Genomic DNA, 17,353 nt, shown 5'->3' with positions numbered 1-17,353 from the left:
ATGTGTCGGTCGGTAATTTCAGCGCCACCGACCGCTCCCGCTCCCGGAGGTTTCCCGATGGACCGTCGTACCCTGCTGCGTGCCGGCGTCGCCGGTGGCGCCGCCGCCTTCGCCGGCAGCCTGTGGGCCGGTGCCGCGACGGCCGCCCCGGCCCAGCCCGGCGCCAGCCCCTACGGGCCGCTCGGCGCGGCCGACGCCCGCGGCATCCAGCTCCCCGCCGGCTTCACCAGCCGGATCATCGCCCGCTCCCGGCAGGCCGTCACCGGCACGCTGTACACCTGGCACGACGCGCCGGACGGCGGCGCCTGCTTCGCCGCCGGCACCGGCTGGATCTACGTCTCGAACTCCGAGATCTCCAGCACCGGCGGCGCGTCCGCGGTGCGCTTCAACAGCGACGGCAGCATCGCCTCCGCGTACCGGATCCTGTCCAACACCAACCGCAACTGCGCCGGCGGTGCGACGCCGTGGGGGACGTGGCTCTCCTGCGAGGAGGTCAGCAGGGGCTTCGTCTACGAGACGTACCCGGAGGGCGGCCGGGCCGCGGTGCGGCGGGCGGCGATGGGCCGGTTCAACCACGAGGCGGCGGCCTGCGACCCGGTCCGCAAGGTGATCTACCTGACCGAGGACGAAAGCAGCGGCTGCTTCTACCGGTTCCGCCCGACGACCTGGGGTGACCTCTCCGCAGGCACCCTGGAGGTGCTGGTGGCCGGCACCGCGACCAGCGGACCGGTGACCTGGGCCCGGGTGCCGGACCCGGACGGCTCGCCGACGTACACCCGCAACCAGGTCTCCGGCGCCAAGAAGTTCAACGGCGGCGAGGGCTGCTGGTACGCCGACGGCACGTGCTGGTTCACCACCAAGGGTGACAACCGGGTCTGGGCGTACGACGCGGTCAACCAGCGCATCAGCCTCGCGTACGACGACTCGCTGGTTTCCGGGACGCCGCCGTTGACCGGGGTGGACAACATCACCGGCTCCCGCTCGGGCGACCTCTTCGTGGCCGAGGACGGTGGCAACATGGAGATCAACATCATCACGCCGGACGAGATCGTCGCCCCGTTCCTGAGGATCACCGGCCAGTCCTCGTCGGAGATCTGCGGGCCGGCGTTCTCGCCCGACGGCACCCGGTTCTACTTCTCGTCGCAGCGGGGCACGTCCGGCTCGTCGTCCGGCGGCATCACGTACGAGGTGCGGGGGCCGTTCCGTTCCTGACGCGGGGTGCGGCGTTAAGAAGGGGCCCTTGCACCTCGCCAGGCGTTAACAAGGGTCCCTTCCTTTCACGCGTGCGCGCGGTGGGGGCGGGGTATGAGAGCCGGCATGAGTGACGAGCGAAGCGACCAGGAGCGGATCGAGTCCCGCGCGCACCTGCTGCCGGAGGAGGCCGCCGTGGGCAGCGACGACCCGGAGGCGCAGGCCGACGCCATCCTCACCGAGTCGGACATCCGCGAGGCCGACCGCAACGCCGCGCCGGACACCGTCCTGGAGCGTCGCACCTCGGATCAGACGGTCACCGCGAGCGAGCCGCCGGACTGACGCTCGCCCGCTCCGGAGTCGCACCGCGCGTGCGCTGCGAGGCCCGGTAGGTGTGCTCGCGGAGCCAGGCCAGCGGCCCGGCCGCCCGCAGGCCCGGCGGCAGGTTGCCGATCGGGTCGAAGGCGAGCCGCGCGTCCTCCCGGGCGCTGAGCTGCGGACCGACGCTCACCTGGCCGAACGGCCGCCACGGCCCGGCGGCGGACGCCACCGCCAGCACCAGCCGGGGTGCGTCCGCCCGCGCCGCGGCGGCGACGTCGGCGAGGCTGCTGCCGAGGTCCACCGACTCCGGATCGGCGAGCGCGGCGAGGAACAGCCGCCGCCGACCCGCCCGGTAGGACATGATCGTCGAGTACGTCCCGGCGAACCGCCGTCGGGGCAGCGGCAGGTGGCGCAGCACCGGTGGCGAGCCGGCCGAGCTGACCAGCAGGTCGAACGGGTGGCCGGCGTCGAGGTGGACGCGTACCGCGAGCCCCAGCACGTCCGGCCAGCCGCCCGGCGTCGGCACCCCCTTGGAGAGCCGCACCGTCGCCCGGTACCGGCCCGGCCGGTCGATCAGGGGCACCCCCGTCGGTGGCCCCGGCCGGCCCCACACCGTCACCTCACCCGCGAACGAGCGGCCCAGCGGGTGCAGCAGCCGGGCCCGGCGCAGCCGGGTCAGTGCGGCGGTGGTCCCCTCCACGGCGGCGGCGATCCGGTCGAGGGCGGTGACGGCACGCGGCATGCCCCTCCGGTACCCGTCGACCGCCAGTCGAAGCCTGCGCCGCCCCGGCGCGCGCAGCGGCGGAGCGTGACCGTGTCCCGTCCCGAGATCGGATAGCGTCGTGCCATGCCCGACAGCGGTTACCCCTGGCCGATCGAGACGACCCGACTGGACAACGGCCTGCGCGTGGTGGTGAGCGAGGACCGCACCGCCCCGGCCGTGGCGGTGAACATCTGGTACGACGTCGGCTCCCGACACGAGCCGGAGGGCCAGACCGGCTTCGCGCACCTCTTCGAGCACCTGATGTTCGAGGGCTCGGTCAACGTGGCGAAGACCGAGCACATGAAGCTGGTGCAGGGGTGCGGCGGGTCGCTGAACGCGACCACCAACCCGGATCGCACCAACTACTTCGAGACGGTCCCCGCCGAGCACCTGGAACTGGCCCTGTGGCTGGAGGCCGACCGGATGGGCGGGCTGGTCCCGGCACTCACCCAGGAGACGCTGGACAACCAGCGGGACGTGGTGAAGAACGAGCGGCGACAGCGCTACGAGAACGTGCCGTACGGCGACGCGTGGCTGCGCCTGCTGCCGCTGCTCTACCCGCCCGGGCACCCGTACCACCACGCGACCATCGGTTCGATGGCCGACCTGAACGCCGCCGACCTCGCCACGTTCCAGGCGTTCCACACCACCTACTACGCCCCGAACAACGCGGTGCTCACCGTCGTCGGCGACGCCTCGGCCGCCGAGGTGTTCGACCTGGCCGCGAAGTACTTCGGCGCGCTCCCGCCCCGCCCGGAGATCCCGCCCGCGCCGGACGGCCGGCACGTGCCGGCCACCGGGGTGGCGGCCGTGGAGACGGTCGTCACCGACGTCCCGGCGCCCCGCGTGTACGTCGCGCACCGCACCCACGCCTTCGGCACCCCCGGGTACGACGTGACCACCGTGCTCGCCACCGTGCTCGGCAGCGGCCGGGGCAGCCGGCTCTACCAGCGCCTCGCCGACGGCGAGCGGATCGCGCAGCCGGACCTGGTCGGGGCGTACGGCGTGGACCTGGCACACGCCCCGGCGCCGCTGATCGCCACCGCCACCGCCCGCCCCGGCGTGACCGCCGAGCGGCTGGCCGCCGGGCTGGCCGAGGTGGTCGACGAGCTGGCGACGGTGCCGGTCACGGCCACCGAGCTGGACCGCGCGAAGGCGCTGCTCAGCACCGCGTGGTGGCGACAGATGTCCACCGTGGACGGCCGCGCCGACACCCTCGGCCGGTACGCCACCCAGTTCGGCGACCCGCGGAAGGCGGCCGAGCGGCTGCCGGCGTGGCTGGCGGTGACCGCGGACCAGATCGCGGAGGTGGCGGCCGACGTGCTCGCCGCCACCGACCGGGTGACCCTGACCTACGTGCCCGAGGAGACCTCATGACCCTGATCGCCACCCGTCCCGGCCCGGGTGCCGCCCGCCCGTACCGGTTCCCGCAGGTGGTCCGGCGGTCCGTGGCGGGTGGGCAGGTCGTCGCCGCGCACCTGCCGGGGCAGTCCCTCGCGGTGGCGCTGCTGCTGCTCGACGCCGGCGCCGGCCGGGAGCCGCGCGGCCGGGAAGGGCTCGGCGCGGTGCTCGCCAAGGCCCTGGAGGAGGGGACGGCGCACCGCGACGCGACCGCGTACGCGCTGGCCATCGAGGCGCTCGGCACCGAGCTGGTGACCGGGCTGGACTGGGACTCGTTCCAGGTGAGCGTGCAGGTCCCGGTGGACCGGCTGGCCGCCGCCGTCGAGCTGCTGGCCGAGGCGGTCCGGACGCCCCGGCTGGACCCGGACGACGTCCGGCGGGTCCGCGACGACGAGGCGACGGCGCTGCGGATGGACTGGGCGAACCCGGGCCCGCGCGCGGACGCCGCGCTGCGCGCCGACCTGTTCGGGGAGGGGAACCGGTGGGGCCGCCCGCTCTACGGCGACCCGGACTCGGTGGCCGCGCTCGACGTCGAGGACGTGCGGGTCTTCCACTCGGAATGGTTCCTCCGGCCCGGCACGCTTGTCGTCGCCGGCGACCTGGACCGGCTCGACCTCACCGCGCTCGGTGCGGCCGCCTTCGCCGGTGCCGGCGGCGGCCCGGTGGACCGGGGTGACCCGATCGTGGTGACGCCGCGCGAGGGCCGCCGGATCATCCTGGTCGACCGGCCGGGCTCGGTGCAGTCGACGTTGCGGCTCGGGCATCCGTCGCCGCACCGCGCGCATCCGGATCACGTACCGATGACGCTCGCGGGCACCGTGCTCGGCGGTGCCTTCACCTCCCGGCTCAACCACCTGATCCGTGAGGTGCGCGGCTACACGTACGGCATCCGGGGTGACTTCGCCGCGTCCCGCCGGTTCGGGCGGTTCGCGGTCAACTCCGGCGTGCAGACGGCGGTGACCGCGCCGGCTCTGGTCGAGGCGGTCGGCGAGATCACCCGTACCCGGGAGACCGGGGTGACCGAGGAGGAGCTGGCCGTCGCGCGGTCCTGGCGGGCCGGCCAGCTCTCGGTCGAGCTGCAGACGCCGCGGGCGATCGCGGCGGCGCTGGCCACACTTGTCGTCCACGACCTGCCGGACGACTACCACGCCCGCCTGCGCGAGGAGCTGCTGGCCGCCGACGTCGACCAGGTCTCGGCCGCCGCCGCTCGGCACCTGCACCCCGAGTCGCTGACCTTGGTGATCGAGGGCGACGCCGCCGTGATCCGCGACGACCTGGCGGCGACCAACCTGGGCGAGATCACCACGTCCACCCTCTGATCCTGTCGATCATGGAGTTGTGGTGGGCGTGATGCCACTCTTCGCCCCTTTCGGCGCCACCACAAGTCCATGATCGTCCAGCGGGGGCGCGGCGGGGCGCGGTGTGACGTGTGCCCGGGCGGTGGGAAAGCGGTGCCGGTCGACCGGCCCGGCTGGGTAGCCTCGCGGGCATGAGGATCGGCATTGTGGGAGCCACCGGCCAGGTCGGTGGCGTGATGCGGCAGGTGCTGGCGGAACGCGAGTTCCCGGCGGAGCAGGTCCGGCTCTTCGCCTCGGCCCGGTCGGCGGGGCGCGCCCTGCCGTGGCGGGACGGCGAGGTGACCGTGGAGGACGCCGCCACCGCCGACTACTCGGGGCTGGACATCGTCCTCTTCTCGGCCGGCAAGGGCACCGCGAAGGAACTGGCCCCCCGGGTCGCCGCCGCCGGCGCGGTCGTCATCGACAACTCGTCGGCGTACCGCACGGACCCGGCGGTGCCGCTTGTGGTCGCCGAGGTCAACCCGCACGCCGTGGCGAACCGCCCGAAGGGCATCATCGCCAACCCGAACTGCACCACCATGGCGGCGATGCCGGTGCTGCGGCCGCTGCACGCCGAGGCGGAACTGGTGAGCCTCGTCGTGTCGACGTACCAGGCGGTCTCCGGCGCCGGCCTGGCCGGTGTCGCCGAGCTGGACGAGCAGGTCCGCAAGGTCGTCGAGCACGCCAGCGGTCTCACCTTCGACGGGGCGGCCGTGGAGTTCCCGGCGCCGCGCTCCTTCGCCCGCCCGATCGCGTTCAACGTGCTGCCGCTCGCCGGGTCGATAGTGGACGACGGCTCCGACGAGACCGACGAGGAGCAGAAGCTGCGCAACGAGAGCCGCAAGATCCTCGAGATCCCCGGCCTGAAGGTCTCCGGCACCTGCGTCCGCGTGCCGGTCTTCACCGGCCACTCGCTCCAGGTCAACGCCCGCTTCGCCCGGCCGATCACGCCGCAGCGCGCGCGGGAACTGCTCGACGGCGCGCCGGGCGTCGCGCTCTCCGACGTGCCGACCCCGCTGCAGGCGGCCGGCCAGGATCCGACGTACGTGGGCCGGATCCGGGCCGACGAGACCGTCGAGCACGGCCTCGCCCTGTTCTGCTCGAACGACAACCTGCGCAAGGGCGCCGCGCTCAACGCGGTGCAGATCGCCGAACTGGTCGCCGCCGCACGCTGAGCCACCCGAGCGCCCGGCCGGCCGAACCGCCGACCGGCCGCCGCCGACCCGACACCGGCACCGTCCGCACCGCGCGGGCGGTGCCGGCGTGCTTGGATGGGTGGCGACTCGACGAGGAGGGTGCCGTGTCCGACGACCGGAGCCAGGCCGCGTTAACCGATCTCATCGCGGGCCGCCGGCTGGGCGTGCTGGCGACGCTCAAGCGGGACGGGCGGCCGCAGCTGTCCACTGTGCTGTACGGGTTCGACCGCGCCGCCGGCCTGATCCGGGTGTCGGTCACCGACGGCCGGGCCAAGACCGCCAACCTGCGCCGGGACCCGCGCGCCAGCTTCCACGTCGGCAGCGAGGACGGCTGGGCGTACGCGGTGGTCGAGGCGCGGGCCGAGCTGACCCCGGTGGCCGAGCGCCCGGACGACGCGACGGTCGAGGAACTGGTCGCGCTCTACCGGGCTTTGCAGGGCGAACACCCCGACTGGGACGACTACCGCCGGGTCATGGTCGCCGACCGCCGGCTGGTGCTGCGGTTGCACGTCGAACGCCTCTACGGGATGCCCCCGCGCGGCTGACCGGCCGCCGTCGTCTCCGCACGGGGTCTGCGTTACCTGCCGCGCGGCGGCGGGTAGACGCGCGGTGCCGACACCGAGAGGGGAGCACCATGACAACGGTCGGAGAGTTCATGACGACCCGGTTGGTGACCATGGACGGCAACGACACGCTGATGGCCGCGGCGCAGGAGATGCGGGACAGCGCCATCGGGGACGTCGTGGTGACCGACGGCGACAACGTGGTCGGCATCGTGACGGACCGCGACATCACCGTCCGGGCGGTGGCGGAGAACATGGACGCCGCCTCGACCCGGCTGAACCAGATCACCACCAAGGACGTGGTGACGGTCAGCCAGTACGACGACGCGGTGGCCGCCGCCGACCTGATGCGGACGTACGCCGTACGCCGCCTGCCGGTCGTCGAGGACGGACGGCTCATCGGCCTGGTGTCGATGGGTGACCTGGCGGTGGAACGCGAGCCGCAGTCGGTGCTCGCCGACATCAGCGCCGACGACCCGAACAACTGACGTCCGCCGCGGACGCGCCGGCTCCCGCCGTACGGGGGCCGGCGTCACCCCGTCTCGACGCGGACCCGTGCCTCGCCCAGGCCCCGCGCCCGCGCGACGAGGCCGGCCTCGGCGTCGAGCTCCCGCCGGACCCGGGCGGGCAGCCCGCCGGCGAACGGGCGCACGGTGATCTCCACCGCCGTCCGGCCCGCCTGCCGGGCCCGCCAGGTGCCCGCCACGTCCCCGTCCACCAGCAGGGCGCCCGGGTTGCCGATGATCCGCCACAGCTGCGCCTGGTGGGCTTTCCCGGGCACCAGCACGGCCCGGTCGCGGGCGGCGAGGAACGGATCGCCCGGCGGCAGCAGCCGCACCCCGGCGAGGGGCTCGGCCGACGCCAGGGCGGGCAGGTCCTCCGGGGCCAGCCAGGCCCGTCGACCGTCGACGCGCACCTCCGCCAGCTCCGCCGGCCACACCGCGCGCAGCTCACCGGCGCTGGTGCCGAGGAAGCCCGCGACGTCGGCCGGCGTGGCGGGGCCGAGCAGCCGCAGGTACGTCCGGACCAGGTCCGCCGGGTCGGCGGCCGCCGGCCGGCCGGACCACCCGGCGAGGGGTGCCAGCGTCGTCGCCCGTCCGGACACCACGAGGTGGACGCCGCCGGCCAACCCCGCCTGCTGGAACAACGAACCGGAGATGTGCCGCGCGGCGCAGGGGCCGCAGTCGTACGTCAGCTGGGCCGGAACCCGGTCGCTCACCGCCCGGCTCACCTCGCCCTTCGGCATCGGCGCGGTGACCACCTCGGCGAACGCCTCCACCGTGGCGGCGAACGCGGCCAGCCCCGACCGGGCACCCGCGCGGATCTGGCCGCTGCCGATCCGCCGGGTCGCGTCGGCGTCGGACAGCGGCCAGACGGCGGCGGCCAGTGCCGGCAGCTCGGCGCGGCGGTGCAGGTGCGGCGCGCCGCGCATCGACCAGACCAGTTCCAGCCGGTCGTCGTCCGGCGCGACGCCCCGCGCGGCGAGTGCCAGCCGGGCCGACCCGTACGGCGTGTCCTGCACGCCCAGTCCCGCCACGGCCAGGTCGGCCGCCCGGCCGCTCGGCCGGTGCAGTTGCTGGGCGGCCGCCCGGTAGGCAAGCACCCGGCGGCGGTCGACCTGCGTCACGGCTCACCCCTTCCGGTCCTCCGCAGGCTAGCGCCGCGCTACGACGTCCCGCGCCGGCGGCTCACCCGATCCGGGCGAGGTTGACCGCGCCCGGGAGGGGGACCCGTGCTCGGACGTCCGTGTCACCGAGACGTCGTGCCACCCGCCGGGGACGGACGACCCGGCCGGGTGGGAACTGGACCGACGGGAGGAGAAGGCCCCATGGCCGACGCGACCATGAAGTTCTTCGAGGATCTCGACCGGCGGGCGTACGAGCCGCTGCTCGCGAAGGCCTCCGGGACCCTGCGGTTCGACCTGCACGAGGGGGCGCACACCACGCACTGGACGGTCATGATCGACCGCGGGAGGCTGCGCGTCAGCCAGGAGGACCTGGACGCCGACACGATCGTCGGCGTCAGTCCCGAACTCTTCGAGGAGTTGGCCGCCGGGCGGGAACACGGGATCGCGGCCATCCTGCGCGGTGACCTGACCGTCGCCGGCGATCCCCGGCTGATCGTCCAGATCGAGCGGCTCTTCCCCGGCAGTCCCCACTCCCGCGGTCCGCGCCGGGTCTTCCAGAGGGAGGTGCGCTGATGGCGCAGAGCAACACGATCCGCATCCTCGACGGCAACACCTTCGTGGTCTCCGAGGACACCGGTGACATCGAGGCGACCCCGACCGAGCCGACCGGGCTCTTCTCCATCGACACCCGGTTCCTGTCCACCTGGGTCCTGACGGTCAACGGCGAGCGGCTCAACCCGCTGTCCTACGACGACCTTCAGTACTACGAGGCCCGGTTCTTCCTGGTGCCGGGGATGGCGACGCACTACATCGACGCGAAGCTGTCGGTCATCCGGGAACGCGCGGTCGGCGGCAGTTTCCGGGAGACGCTCACCATCCTCAACCACGACGAGAAGCCGGTCGACCTGGAGATCCGGATGGACGCCGCGTCCGACTTCGCGGACCTGTTCCAGGTCAAGGACGAGATCCTCAACAAGAAGGGGGAGATCTACACCGAGGTCGAGCCGGACCGGCTGCGACTCGGTTACCGGCGGGGGAACTTCAAGCGGGAGACGGTGATCTCCTCGTCCACGCCGGCCCGCTACGACAAGGGCGGCTTCGCGTACAACATCCACCTGGACCCCAACGAGCAGTGGGACACCCAGATCGACGTGCAGACATTCGCGGTCGGGCCGGGTGGGCGGGACCTGCGGATGGGTCTTCGCGCGCACGGCACCGAGCGGCTCGCCCTCCAGCAGGACCTCGAGGAGTGGGTGCGCAACGCGCCGACGGTGAACAGCCAGCACGAGGAGCTGGCCCACACCTACCGGCGCAGTCTGATCGACCTCGCGGCGCTGCGCTTCTCCCCGCTCTCGCTGGGCGGGGCCACCCTGCCCGCGGCCGGCCTGCCGTGGTTCATGACGATGTTCGGGCGGGACAGCATCCTGACCTGCCTCCAGGTGCTGCCGTTCACGCCGGAGATGTCGAAGACCACGCTGCGGATCCTCGCCGCGCTCCAGGGCACCCGCTTCGACGACTTCCGGGAGGAGGACCCGGGGCGGATCCTGCACGAGATGCGGTACGGCGAGACCGCGGCCTTCGAGGAGCAGCCGCACTCGCCGTACTACGGGTCCGTGGACGCGACACCGCTGTTCATCGTGCTGCTCGACGAGTACGAGCGGTGGAGCGGCGACGCCGCGCTGGTCAAGGAACTGGAGGCCGAGTGCCGGGCCGCGCTGAAGTGGATCGACAACTACGCCGACCTGGTCGGTAACGGCTACATCTGGTACGAGCGACGCAACACCGACACCGGCCTGGAGAACCAGTGCTGGAAGGACTCCTGGGACTCCATCTCGTACCGCGACGGCACGCTGCCCCCGTTCCCGCGCGCCACCTGCGAGGTGCAGGGCTACGCGTACGACGCGAAGCGCCGGGCCGCCCGGCTGGCCCGCGAGTTCTGGGGCGACCCGGCGTTCGCGGAGGAGCTGGAGCGCGAGGCGGCCGCGCTGAAGGAGCGGTTCAACCGCGAGTGGTGGGTGGAGGACGGCGGGTACTACGCGCTCGCCCTCGACCCGGAGGGCCGGCAGTGCAACGTGCTGAGTTCCAACATCGGACACCTGCTCTGGAGCGGCATCGTCGACGACGACCGCGCGGAGAAGATCGCCCAGCACCTGGTCGGGCCGCGGCTCTTCTCGGGTTGGGGCGTCCGGACGTTGGCCGACGGGGAGATCCGCTACAACCCGATCGGTTACCACAACGGCACGATCTGGCCGTTCGACAACTCCTTCATCGCCTGGGGGCTGCGCAACTACGGCTTCGCGGAGGAGGCGGCGACGATCGCGAGCGGCATCCTCGACGCCGCCCGGTACTTCGACGGCCGGCTGCCGGAGGCGTTCGGCGGTTACCAGCGGGAGCTGACCAAGTTCCCGGTGGAGTACCCGACGGCGTGCAGCCCGCAGGCCTGGTCCACCGGAACCCCGCTGCTGCTGCTGCGGACAATGCTCGGCCTGGAGCCGCACGAGGGGCACCTGGCCGTCGAGCCGCGGCTGCCGGTCGGCATGGGCCGGATCGAGGTGCTGGACATCCCGGGCCGGTGGGGCCGGGTGGACGCCTTCGCCCGCGGCCGGCTCGAACTCCCCGACTGAGGGTGTAAGGAGGGGCCCCTTGTTAACGCCTGGCGTTGTACAAGGGGCCCCTGTTAACACCACAAGCCGTGGCCACGGGACCTCCGCCCCTACGGTCGCGTAACTTACTCGGGGTAAAGTTGCCGGATGCCGGAACTCGTGTATCCGCCCGTGATCGCCGCCGCCAAGACGATGTTCCGGGTCCTCGACCTGAAGATCACCATCGAGGGCGCCCACCACGTCCCGCGTACCGGGGGCGCCGTCCTGGCCAGCAACCACGTCAGCTACCTGGACTTCATCTTCTGCGGGCTGGGCGCTCACGAATCGAAGCGACTGGTCCGGTTCATGGCGAAGAAGTCGGTGTTCACCCACCGGATCTCCGGGCCGCTGATGCGGGGGATGCGGCACATCCCGGTGGACCGGCGGGCCGGCGCCGGCTCGTACGCCGAGGCGGTCGGCGCGCTGAAGCGCGGCGAGGTCGTCGGCGTGTTCCCCGAGGCCACGATCAGCCGGTCGTTCACGGTCAAGGAACTCAAGAGCGGGGCCACCCGGATGGCCCGGGACGCCGGCGTGCCGCTGCTGCCGGTGGCACTCTGGGGAACCCAGCGCCTGTGGACCAAGGGCCGCCCGCGCACCCTCACCCGGCGGCACACGCCGATCACCATCCTGGTGGGCGAGCCGCTGGACCCGAGCGCCTACCCGGACGCGAACGCGATGACCGGCGACCTCAACGAGCGGCTGAGCACGCTTGTGGACCGGGCCCAGCGCGAGTACCCGGAGAGCCCGGCGGGCCCGGACGACACGTGGTGGCTCCCGGCCCACCTGGGCGGCACCGCCCCCACCCCCGCCGAAGCCGCCGCCCTGGACCGCACAAGCCCCTGAGGTGGCGGGATCGGTCCGGGGTGGGGCGGGATCGTGGCTCGTCCGGGCGGGTGGGGCAGGGCAGAGTTTCCGGCATGAGCAGAGCGGCACTCGTCGTCATCGACGTCCAGGAGTCCTTCCGGCAGCGCGCCATCTGGGCGTACGCCTCGCAGCCGGACATCGTCGGCCAGGTCGACCGACTGGTCACCGCCGCCCGGCATCGCGGTGACCTGGTGATCTGGGTCCTGCACGCCGAGCCCGGCAGCGGCGGCGTCTTCGACCCGGCCAACGGTCACGTACGCCTCATCGACGGTCTTGCCGCCGCCGACGGGGAACCCACCCTCGTGAAGACGTCGCACAACGCCTTCACCACCACCAACCTCCAGCAGCTACTGACCCTCGCCGGGATCCGGGAGATCACGGTCTGCGGCATCCGCACCGAGCAGTGCGTGGAGACCACCGCCCGGGTCGGCTGCGACCTCGGCTACGGGATGACGTTCGTGACCGACGCGACCGTCACCTTCCCGACGCCGCACCGGGACCTGCCGGCGACGGCCACGCTCGCGGAGATCCTCGCCGACCCGCGCACGCTGTCGGCCGGGGAGATGACCGCCCGCACCGAGTACGCCCTGGCCGGCCGGTTCGCGACGGTCCGTACCGTCGCCGAGGTGACCGGCGCGCGGTCCGTGGCCGTCGGCGTGCGAGGCTGACCCCATGGCCCGGGTCGTCTTCCTGCTCGTCCCGCAGTTGCACCTGCTGGACCTCGCCGGACCGGCCCAGGTCTTCTCCACCGCCGCCGACCTCGGGTACGACTACCGCCTGCACTACGTCGCCGACCGGGAGCAGGTGCCGACGGTGCAGGGCGTACCGCTGGTGGCCGGGCGTGAATGGCCCGAGCTGACCCGTGACGACCTGGTGGTCGTACCCGGCTGGCGGCCCCGCGCCCACGGGCCGGCGGGGCCGGTCGGCCCGGACGACCTGCGGCGCCTGGCCGACCATCACGCCGGCGGCGGCACGGTGGCGAGCGTCTGCGCCGGGGCGTACGCCCTGGGTCGGGCCGGCCTGCTCGACGGCCGGCGCTGCACCACCCACCACGAGGTGCAGGAGGACCTGGCCCGCCGCCACCCGGCGGCGCGCGTGGTCCGGGACGTGCTGTACGTCGTCGACGACCGGGTGGTCACCTCGGCCGGCATCGCCAGTGGCATCGACGTGGCGCTGCACCTGATGGCGACCCGGCACGGCCCGGCCGCTGCGGCGCGGATCGCCCGCACCCTCGTGGTGTACGCCCGGCGCAACGGCCACGAGCCGCAAGCCAGCGCGATGATGCGGCACCGGTCGCACCTGTCCGACGCGGTGCACCGGGTGCAGGACCTGATCGACGCCGGGTACGACCGGTCGCTGCCGCTGGCGGACCTGGCCGCCGCCGTCGGGGTCGCCGAGCGGACCCTGAGCCGACTGTTCCGCCAGACCACCGGGTTGACGCCGCTCGGCTACCAGCAGCTCCTGCGGGTGGAGCGCGCCGAGCACCTGATCGGGCACGGCGCCACCGTCGAGGCGGCGGCCCGGGCCGTCGGGTTCACCGATGCCCGGATGCTGCGTCGGCTGCGGGCCCGGGCCACGCCCGGTCGGAGCCGTCCGGCCGGTAGTAGTCGTCCCGCGACCGGAACTCCACCGGTAGCGACCCGGGCAGGGTGACCCGCCCGTCCGCGGTGAGCGGACCGCCGGCGGCGCGCAGCGCCAGCACGTCCCGCTCCGGCGGGGACAGGTCGACCAGCTCGGGGTGGGTCAGCCGGAACGCGGCCACCGCCCGCCGGATCTGCCGGGCCAGGTGGACCACCCCGTCCGGGTGGGCGAGCGCGAGCGCCGGCTGGTGGATCGTCCGCAACGCGTCGCAGACGACGAGCACCTGCCCCGGCCGTCCCGGGCCGGGTGGCACCACCTCCAGGCGCGACGGCCACTGCCAGCGGATCTGGCCGCTGACCAGACCCGGCAGCCGTACGCCCCGCCGGTGCCGGGGCTCGTCCGTACCGCCCACCACGGACAGCTGCGAGCCGCTGCCCACGTACGCGAGCCGCCGGTCGGTGACGGTGACCGAGACCAGCGCCGGCAGCTCCCAGCTCCGCCAGGCATCGGAGGGACCCAGCAGGTATCCCGCGACGCGCACCCGGTGCCGCCCGAGCAGCCGCTCACCGGGCTCCGGCACGAGTTCGTGCCGCCGGTCCAGCACCGGGCCGGTGTCGTCCACGGCGTCGAAGCGGTGCGGGGCGATGAAGAAGGGTGACGCGTCGTCGTGCATCGTCACGACCTCCCGTGCAGACGGCGGTGGGACTGCCGGTACCCCACCGCGGAGCCTCTCGTTCCACGCAGAGCGTCGCTGACGCACCGTACCGTTGTCATGACGCCCGTTAGGGGGTCGGCCGGTCGTACGACGCCTGCGACCGGTAGGTGCCGATCTCTTCCGGCCGAATGAGGCCGTCCTCGATCGCCCGGGCGAGCAGAGCCGCCTTTGTGGCCGCCGGCCGCCCTGCCCGGGTGTACTTGATCCGCGCCCGGTCGACGTACTGCTTGACCGTGTGTTCACTGATCTGCATCCGCCGGGCCACCGACGCCTTCGACATCGACTGGAACCACAGGAGCAGCGCCTCGCGCTCCTTGTCGGACAGCACGGGCCGGTCCGGCCGGGGGTCACCGACCATCGCACCGGCCAGCGCCGGCGGCACGTACGCGCGGTCGCTCGCCGCGGCCAGGACGGTGGCCACGCAGTGCTCCCGCCCCTCGTGCTTGGCGAGGAACGCCACCGCGCCGGCGTCCAGGGCGGCCAGCATCGTCGCCGGGTCGGTGTGTTCGGAGTAGACGATCACCCGCCGGCCCGCCGCGCTGAGCTCGGCGAGCTTGTCCAGCGCCATCCGGCCGTGCAGCCGCAGGTCGAGCAGGATGACGTCGGCGTGCGGCGCCGCCCGCAGCACCTCGTCCGGGTCGTCGCCGGTGGCGAGCACCTCGAGCCGCGGTTCGGTGGCGAGCCACGCCCGCACACCGTCGATGACCACCGGATGGTCGTCGACGATCGCCACACCGACCGGCCGTGCGTTCACCGCCGCCACCGGGTCTGCGTCCATCTGATCTCCCCGTCCCGTTCGTCGAGGTACTCCACCCCGCCGTCACCGCCGTCCACCGCCGCCGCGCCGCCCGCGGGCGGGCAGCCGCCGGAGTCCGGGGCGACCAGGCTGACCACCACCTCGTCCGGCCCGGCGACCACCGTCAGCCGGGCCCAGTCCCGTGCGCCGGCCAGCGTGGCGGTCAACGGGTCGGCCAGCCTGCGGCGGGTCTCCACCGGAAGCGGCGGGGGTGTGCCGATGGTCACCAGGTCGATCGGCAGGCCGTTCCGTTCGGCCAGGTCGGCGGCGGCCCGCAGCTCGTGCAGCAGCGGGTCGGGCACGTCGTCGGACTCGGCGATGAGCCGGCGCAGGCGCGCCGCCGCCAGCACGCACCGGCGCTGGACGTCCGGGTCGACCGGGTCGGCCCGGCCGTCGGCCAGTTCGGCGAGGACGGCGCCGGCGGCGGCGCCCGCCAGGGCCAGCCGGTCCCGCCGCTCCCGCCGGCCGCGCTCGGCGGCCTCCCGTTCGGCCACCAGCGCGTACGCGGCCGCGGCGGTCGCCGCCCGCTCCCGGGCCAGCGCGGCGATCGCGGCGCCACCGGCGAACACGGCGACCGGCAGCGAGAAGGTGCCGTACACGTACATCGCGCAGCGGGCCAGGTCGGCGGCCGACGTCGCGCCGTACCCGAAGACGGCCGCCACCGCCGTCGCCGAGTGCGCGGCGAGCAGCACCACCAGCCCGGTCAGCCGGCGGCCCCACAGCAGCACCACGAAGAACCAGCCCAGGGTGCCCCACACCCAGTTGGCCGCGGTGAACAGCTGCCGCTCGCCGGCCGCGGCGAAGACCGCCACGTCCACCGCCAGCAGCGCACCGGCCAGCGGCCAGGGCGGCAGCGGCGTTCCGCGCAGCAGGCGTACTCCGGCGGCGACGCCGAGGGCAGCGACGAGCAGCCAGCCGCCGAGGACCGGCACCGGCGCGGCCAGGTCCGCGTACGCCGTCAGCACCGCGGGCAGCGCGATCACCGCGTGCCAGGTGAGCGCGATGCCCACGACGACGATCCGGGCGCCGCGGTCGGAGGCGTCGGCGACGGCCGCGGCGGCGTCCGTGCCGGCCCGACCCTCGACCGGGGTACGCGCCGCCGGCACCGGAGGCGCCGTCAGGTCAGTGGACATCGGACCACTCCAGCCGGATCCGCGTCCCCGCGCCGGGGCTGGAGTGCACCTCGGCCCGCCCGCCGACACCGGCCGTCCGGCCCCGGACCGACTCCCGCAGCCCGTACCGGTGCGGCGGCACCGCCGCCGGGTCGAAGCCCGGACCGTCGTCGACCACCTCGATTACGACGATGCGCCCGACCCGGGCCAGGCGCAGCGTCGCCGACGCGCCCGGCGCGTGCCGGGCCACGTTGGACAGCGCCGCGTACGCGCTCTCCGCGAGCGCGTCGGCGACCGGCGCCGGCACGTCGCACGCCGCCAGTTCCAGCGTCACCGGAAGCTCGGGCAGCCTCGCCCGCACCTGCCGCAACCGGTCGTCGAGCCGGCCGCCCCGATCGGCCGAACGGGTCTCCACGAGCGCGTCGAGCGTGCGCAGGTCATCCGCGCAGCGTTCGCGCAGCGGACCCGAGGAGCCGGCGACCGCGCCCAGGCCGACCATGGTGAGCGTCGCCAGGACGGTGTCGTGCAGGTCCCGGTTCTGCTGCCGCTCGGCTTCGCGGGTGGCCTGGGCGACCCGGCTCTCCCGGGCGAGCCGCTGGTGGTTCACGAAGCCCCGGTCGGCGGCGGCGATACGGCGACGCATCACCGTGGTGATCAACGTCATGATGCCGGTCTGCACCAGCAACGTCGCCGCGTGGGCGCGCGCCTCGACGGGGTCGCCCGCCGCCTGCGCGCCGATGGCGTACGCGGCGACGACCAGCAGCCCGGCCGGGATCGACCAGCGGGGCGGCGCGGTCGCCTGCGCGTTGATCACGGTGGTGCTGGCGAGGACGGCGATCCAGCTCGCCTCGCCGGGCAGCACCTCCGGCGCGACGAGCGCGGGCATCGCCAGGCAGGCGGCCGTGGTCAGCGCGACGTCGCCGACCACCAGCGGGGCGCACACGCCGGCCCGGAACGCGCGCAGCGCGTACAGGACGGACCAGGCGGTCAAGACCCCGACGGCGGGTAGCAGCAGCGCCGTGTCGACCGGTGGGGTGCGTACCGACAGCGCCACCGCCGCGGCCGCCAACCCGCAGGTGAGCCGGAGCAGGGCCGGGATCGTGGTGAAGATGAGGGTGAAGGCGCCACCGGCCGGCGTGTGCAGCACGTCGGGTGCCGCGGTCGGCGGGTCGGGCGCACCGGGTGACGCGGTCGGCGTGCCGATCGCGCCGGGTGGCGCGGTCGTGGCGGGAACGACCGGCATC

General features: G+C 74.1%; 18 protein-coding genes. 12 read left to right on the top strand and 6 right to left on the bottom strand.

Annotated features, from left to right (window positions below; all coding sequences use genetic code 11):
- Window positions 1-57 precede the first annotated feature (57 nt).
- Both ABTW87_RS15455 and ABTW87_RS15450 read left to right on the top strand, forming a co-directional pair.
- Entirely contained in the window at window positions 58-1,212 is a 1,155-nt protein-coding gene (locus tag ABTW87_RS15455; protein ID WP_350651462.1) for an alkaline phosphatase PhoX, read from the top strand.
- Window positions 1,213-1,317: 105 nt separating this feature from the next.
- Window positions 1,318-1,533, top strand: a complete 216-nt coding sequence (locus ABTW87_RS15450) for a hypothetical protein (protein ID WP_350651461.1) — start codon at window positions 1,318-1,320, stop codon at window positions 1,531-1,533.
- Here the strand turns inward: ABTW87_RS15450 and ABTW87_RS15445 are convergent.
- Window positions 1,508-2,254, bottom strand: a complete 747-nt coding sequence (locus ABTW87_RS15445) for a phosphodiesterase (protein WP_350651460.1) — start codon at window positions 2,252-2,254, stop codon at window positions 1,508-1,510. The genes ABTW87_RS15450 and ABTW87_RS15445 overlap by 26 nt on opposite strands.
- Before the next feature lie 105 nt (window positions 2,255-2,359).
- Here ABTW87_RS15445 and ABTW87_RS15440 point away from each other — a divergent pair, with 105 nt between their 5' ends.
- The 5 genes from ABTW87_RS15440 to ABTW87_RS15420 all read left to right on the top strand — a co-directional run bounded on the left by ABTW87_RS15440 (window position 2,360) and on the right by ABTW87_RS15420 (window position 7,260).
- A complete protein-coding gene (locus tag ABTW87_RS15440; protein WP_350651459.1) occupies window positions 2,360-3,652 on the top strand; it encodes a M16 family metallopeptidase in 1,293 nt (430 codons plus the stop codon).
- Complete coding sequence (locus ABTW87_RS15435; RefSeq protein ID WP_350651458.1) at window positions 3,649-4,995, top strand: M16 family metallopeptidase; 1,347 nt, start codon at window positions 3,649-3,651, stop codon at window positions 4,993-4,995. Before ABTW87_RS15440 ends, ABTW87_RS15435 begins: the two co-directional genes overlap by 4 nt.
- A gap of 170 nt (window positions 4,996-5,165) precedes the next feature.
- Entirely contained in the window at window positions 5,166-6,188 is a 1,023-nt protein-coding gene (locus ABTW87_RS15430; protein WP_350651457.1) for an aspartate-semialdehyde dehydrogenase, read from the top strand.
- A gap of 125 nt (window positions 6,189-6,313) precedes the next feature.
- Window positions 6,314-6,754: a PPOX class F420-dependent oxidoreductase gene (locus tag ABTW87_RS15425; protein ID WP_350651456.1), complete on the top strand. Its 441-nt coding sequence runs from the start codon at window positions 6,314-6,316 to the stop codon at window positions 6,752-6,754.
- An 89-nt stretch (window positions 6,755-6,843) separates the two neighbouring features.
- Window positions 6,844-7,260: a CBS domain-containing protein gene (locus ABTW87_RS15420; RefSeq protein WP_350651455.1), complete on the top strand. Its 417-nt coding sequence runs from the start codon at window positions 6,844-6,846 to the stop codon at window positions 7,258-7,260.
- 44 nt (window positions 7,261-7,304) lie between these two features.
- Here ABTW87_RS15420 and ABTW87_RS15415 read toward each other — a convergent pair whose 3' ends face one another.
- Entirely contained in the window at window positions 7,305-8,399 is a 1,095-nt protein-coding gene (locus ABTW87_RS15415; protein ID WP_350651454.1) for a winged helix DNA-binding domain-containing protein, read from the bottom strand.
- Between the two features lie 201 nt (window positions 8,400-8,600).
- Between ABTW87_RS15415 and ABTW87_RS15410 the strand changes: the two genes are divergently transcribed.
- The 5 genes from ABTW87_RS15410 to ABTW87_RS15390 all read left to right on the top strand — a co-directional run bounded on the left by ABTW87_RS15410 (window position 8,601) and on the right by ABTW87_RS15390 (window position 13,558).
- Window positions 8,601-8,972: an SCP2 sterol-binding domain-containing protein gene (locus tag ABTW87_RS15410; RefSeq protein ID WP_350651453.1), complete on the top strand. Its 372-nt coding sequence runs from the start codon at window positions 8,601-8,603 to the stop codon at window positions 8,970-8,972.
- A complete protein-coding gene (locus tag ABTW87_RS15405) occupies window positions 8,972-11,023 on the top strand; it encodes an amylo-alpha-1,6-glucosidase (RefSeq protein ID WP_350651452.1) in 2,052 nt (683 codons plus the stop codon). The genes ABTW87_RS15410 and ABTW87_RS15405 overlap by 1 nt, the downstream gene beginning before the upstream one ends.
- 126 nt (window positions 11,024-11,149) lie before the next feature.
- The gene (locus tag ABTW87_RS15400) at window positions 11,150-11,884 is read left to right on the top strand and encodes a lysophospholipid acyltransferase family protein (protein ID WP_350651451.1); all 735 of its coding nucleotides are present in this window, start codon (window positions 11,150-11,152) and stop codon (window positions 11,882-11,884) included.
- A 74-nt stretch (window positions 11,885-11,958) separates the two neighbouring features.
- Window positions 11,959-12,573: an isochorismatase family protein gene (locus ABTW87_RS15395; RefSeq protein WP_350651450.1), complete on the top strand. Its 615-nt coding sequence runs from the start codon at window positions 11,959-11,961 to the stop codon at window positions 12,571-12,573.
- A gap of 4 nt (window positions 12,574-12,577) precedes the next feature.
- Window positions 12,578-13,558: a GlxA family transcriptional regulator gene (locus tag ABTW87_RS15390; RefSeq protein WP_350651449.1), complete on the top strand. Its 981-nt coding sequence runs from the start codon at window positions 12,578-12,580 to the stop codon at window positions 13,556-13,558.
- Here ABTW87_RS15390 and ABTW87_RS15385 read toward each other — a convergent pair.
- From ABTW87_RS15385 to ABTW87_RS15370, 4 genes are all read right to left on the bottom strand, one after another.
- Window positions 13,440-14,159 (bottom strand): hypothetical protein, encoded by a 720-nt coding sequence (locus ABTW87_RS15385; protein WP_350651534.1) that lies wholly within the window; start codon window positions 14,157-14,159, stop codon window positions 13,440-13,442. The genes ABTW87_RS15390 and ABTW87_RS15385 overlap by 119 nt on opposite strands.
- Before the next feature lie 109 nt (window positions 14,160-14,268).
- Complete coding sequence (locus ABTW87_RS15380) at window positions 14,269-14,979, bottom strand: response regulator transcription factor (RefSeq protein ID WP_350651448.1); 711 nt, start codon at window positions 14,977-14,979, stop codon at window positions 14,269-14,271.
- The gene (locus ABTW87_RS15375; protein ID WP_350651447.1) at window positions 14,952-16,130 is read right to left on the bottom strand and encodes a hypothetical protein; all 1,179 of its coding nucleotides are present in this window, start codon (window positions 16,128-16,130) and stop codon (window positions 14,952-14,954) included. The genes ABTW87_RS15380 and ABTW87_RS15375 overlap by 28 nt, the downstream gene beginning before the upstream one ends.
- Complete coding sequence (locus ABTW87_RS15370; RefSeq protein WP_350651446.1) at window positions 16,120-17,352, bottom strand: sensor histidine kinase; 1,233 nt, start codon at window positions 17,350-17,352, stop codon at window positions 16,120-16,122. Before ABTW87_RS15370 ends, ABTW87_RS15375 begins: the two co-directional genes overlap by 11 nt.
- Between the last annotated feature and the right edge of the window lies 1 nt (window position 17,353).

The organism is Micromonospora sp. NPDC126480, from assembly GCF_040302465.1.
Lineage (GTDB): Bacteria > Actinomycetota > Actinomycetes > Mycobacteriales > Micromonosporaceae > Micromonospora.
This window is presented reverse-complemented; position numbering and strand designations above follow the sequence as displayed.